Source organism: Mesorhizobium sp. M7A.F.Ca.MR.362.00.0.0, assembly GCF_004023175.1.
In the GTDB taxonomy this organism is placed as follows: domain Bacteria; phylum Pseudomonadota; class Alphaproteobacteria; order Rhizobiales; family Rhizobiaceae; genus Mesorhizobium.
Window position 1 is genome coordinate 3,712 of sequence record NZ_RZTF01000336.1, and the last position, 3,315, is coordinate 7,026.

Here is a 3,315-nt window from a genome sequence, read left to right on the forward strand (position 1 = left end):
ATTTCAGACCGCCATGAATGAGCCGCGATGGCGCAGCACTCGTGCCGGAGCCGAAATCCGCCTTGTCGACGATCAGGCAGCTGACGCCTTGCGCGCACAGATCGCGAAACAGCCCTGCCCCGTTGATGCCGGCGCCAAGAATGACGACGTCGGCCTCCCCGGCTCCGGCCATGGCGGCCAGACGCCCGGCTGGATTTTCCGTACGTATCGCTTCGCTCGAGCTCATGGCGCTTTCGTCTTGACGATGCGCAGCTTCACGCCGGCCCGTTCGAGGGCTTGCGCCCGCGCATCGCCCAGGCCTTCGGTCGCCAGCACGACATCGAAGCTGGTCAGATCATCGAAGACATGCAGCGCGATCCTGTCGAACTTGGCATGGTCGATCAGAAGGATACGCTTGACCGATGCGGCCATCATCGCCTGCTTGACCCGCACGACATTGGGATCCTGGATGAAGGCGGTGGTTCCGGTGATGGCCGAAGCCGAACAGATCAGCACATTGGCGCGAAGCTGTGCCACCGCGTTCTCGCAGACGATGCCGATATAGGCGTTGTAGGTGTTGTGGTACTGGCCGCCGAGACAGATGAAGTCGAGTTCGTCGACATGGGTCAGCAGTGCAGCCGTCGCCACTGAGTTGGTGATGACGGTCAGCGGCTTGACGTCGAGCAGGAGCGTAGCGACCGCATTTGCCGTTGACGAATCGTCCAGCATCACCACCTGGCCAGCTTCGATATAATCGAGTGCTGTCCGCGCCAGCGCATCCTTTTCGGCCCGGTTGACCGTCACCCGGTAGCGGAAGGCGCTTTCGTAGAGACCGGAAGGCTGAACCGTGACCGCACCGTGCAGCTTGCGCAACACGCCCTGCTGCGCCAGCCGGTCGATGTGCCGGTGGATGGTCATGCGCGACACGCCGAAATGCTCGACCAGATCGTCGATGCGCACCTGGCCGAGCTTGATCACATAGTCGGCGATCTCTTCGCGTCGTTCGTCGGCCTTGATCATGCGGTCCCCTCGGTGTCTGGCCGCGCCAGCTTCTCGATGTCGGGCCAATGCGGCACGAGCGCACCGGCTATGCGGCCATAGAGGGAAAAGCGCTCGTTGAACACAGCACTCGAGGCCGGCACTGGCTCGTATTGGCGCGCCGTCATGCCGACCTGCCGGGCGCCTTCTTGCGGCGTCGCGAAGATGCCAACCGCCGCACCCGCGCAAAGCGCAGCGCCAAACGCCGCGGCCTCGTCGGTCGAGGTGACGGTGACCGGGGCGTTCAGCACATCGGCAAACATCTGGACGAAGGCCGGATTGCGCGAGCCGCCGCCGGTCAGGCGGATTTCGCTGATGGCAAAGCCGTCGCGCAAGGCTTCGACATGGGTACGATGATTGAAAGCAATGCCCTCCAGAACCGCCTTGAGCATATCGCCACGATTATGCCAGCCATGAAGGCCGACAAAGCTGCCGCTGGCGACATCGCCAAAGGGGGAGCCGAACAGATAGGGATGAAACAGGATGGTCGACCGCTTTTTAAGCGCCTCGTCGATCTCTGTTGCCAAAACCTCGTGGATCGAGCCACCACCGACCGATGCCCTCTCCTGTTCCGAGCGGCAGAACGTGTCGAGAAACCAATCGTAGTTCGCGGTCGAGGCCGGCGAGATCGCCATGTTGTTCCAGCGGCCGGCGTCGATGGCGTTGCGACAGAGCCAACGCGGGTCGACGCGCGGTTGCGAAGAGACCACTTCGTTGATGGAATAGGTCCCGGCGACAATGGCAAGCACACCCTCCTCATGGCCGCCCATGCCAAGTGCGGAGGCAGTTACGTCATGCAGGCCGCTCGCCACTGGTGTCCCCTTGGCAAGGCCGGTCATGTCGGCGGCCTCGGCGGTAACGTGGCCGGCGATCTCGGCCGAATGCGCCATCGGCGGCAGCGCGTCGAAAAGATCGTCCAGTTCGAAGATGCGCATCGCTTCCAGCGCGTAATCCTGCGTGCGGAAATCCGTGAATGAGGTGCTGGCCTCGGTACGGTCGGTGCCGATCGTGCCGGTCAGGCAAAAGCGCAGCCAGTCCTTGCAGGCCAGTATATGCCCGATGCGGCCATAGCGGTCGGGTTGGTTCTTCCTGATCCAGGCCAGCAGCGCCGACGGAGCCGAAACGTGCGGCGCCTGGCCTGTTCGACCTAGCGCATCTTCGAAGACCCGGTCCGCCGACCATCGCTCGACAATCTTGCCAGCGCGGCTGTCGAGCGACAGGATTCCAGGCCCTAGCGGCCGACGATCCTTGTCGAGCAAATAGAGGCCGTCGCCATGCGCGGTCGCCGCCACCGCCCTGATGTCGTCCGCCGGGCGGCCACAAAGGGCAATCGCCTCCTTGATTGCATCGCCGGTCGCTTGCCAGAGGCCGGCCATGTCGCGCTCCACCCAATGCGGATGGGGTATCGATTGTGGAACCCGCCGACGCGCCACCGACAACTGCGTGCCATCGGCATCGAAGATCACCGCCTTGGTGACCGTGAGACCGTTATCGATTCCGAGCAAACTGGGCATGGGCGCCGCCGCTTTCAGCAACTGGTGAAGGGCGCTGCAAGGCAAACCTGCAGGTTGGGATAGGGATGACAGGCATGACGACAATCAACGAGCAACGGTGATACAAAAGCGACGCATCCGACGCAGTAAAAAGACCATAGTAGCATGTTAAGTTAACGTCAATACGTGAGATATTTTGCGGATATGTCTGACGTCATCTGCGACGAAAATTGCCATCCCCTCGTACCGCATCCGATGCGGACGAAGTTCCGGCTAGTGCCCAACTGGCCGGATAGGCTTCAACCCCGCGCTGGGAGCCAGAGAGCACGGTACGATTGACGCCGAACGCGCTTCGACTGGCTTTGCGAGTTCCTGCGCAACGACCGGACAACCCGCGCCGCTTCGGCGCCGTTCAAAGAAAACGCGACGACTCAAGAAGCTCAGCCACCCCGTCCAGTTCCTTGTGCAGGCGATGCCAGCGACGGTCGAGATAAACAAGCGAATGCGCCTCCGGGGGGACCTCGTCCGGCTGTACCTCGCCGTCAAGGAGTTCGGCCGCGACCAGTGTCGCGCCCTCAATCGGCAGAACGCCGAGCCGACGGGCGCGGAACCAAGTCGAAACGCCGGTATAGCGCGGTTCGCCGGTGGGCAGCCGCGCCCAGGCGCCTCCCGGCGGGAAACGTTCCGCGCCGCTGGACGCGCAGAGCTGCGCCAGGTCGATATCAGTGAAGCGCAGCAGGTGGATCACCATGGTCTCGGCCCGCAGCAAGGGCTCGGACGAAGTCGATTTCATCGAGAGCGAGAA

The 3,315-nt window shown here is 62.8% G+C and carries 4 protein-coding genes; all 4 read right to left on the reverse strand.

The window, feature by feature from the left end; genetic code table 11:
- Positions 1-172: FAD-dependent oxidoreductase (locus EOC06_RS43790; RefSeq protein WP_245470170.1), on the reverse strand; the 172-nt coding region annotated here is incomplete at its 3' end.
- Positions 173-222: 50 nt separating this feature from the next.
- Positions 223-999: a DeoR/GlpR family DNA-binding transcription regulator gene (locus EOC06_RS29000; RefSeq protein ID WP_127269804.1), complete on the reverse strand. Its 777-nt coding sequence runs from the start codon at positions 997-999 to the stop codon at positions 223-225.
- Positions 996-2,531, reverse strand: coding sequence for an FGGY-family carbohydrate kinase (locus EOC06_RS29005; RefSeq protein ID WP_128309410.1), 1,536 nt, complete (start codon positions 2,529-2,531; stop codon positions 996-998). Before EOC06_RS29005 ends, EOC06_RS29000 begins: the two co-directional genes overlap by 4 nt.
- Before the next feature lie 391 nt (positions 2,532-2,922).
- Positions 2,923-3,315 (reverse strand): flavin reductase (locus tag EOC06_RS29010; RefSeq protein ID WP_128309411.1); only part of this gene is annotated, 393 nt, incomplete at its 5' end.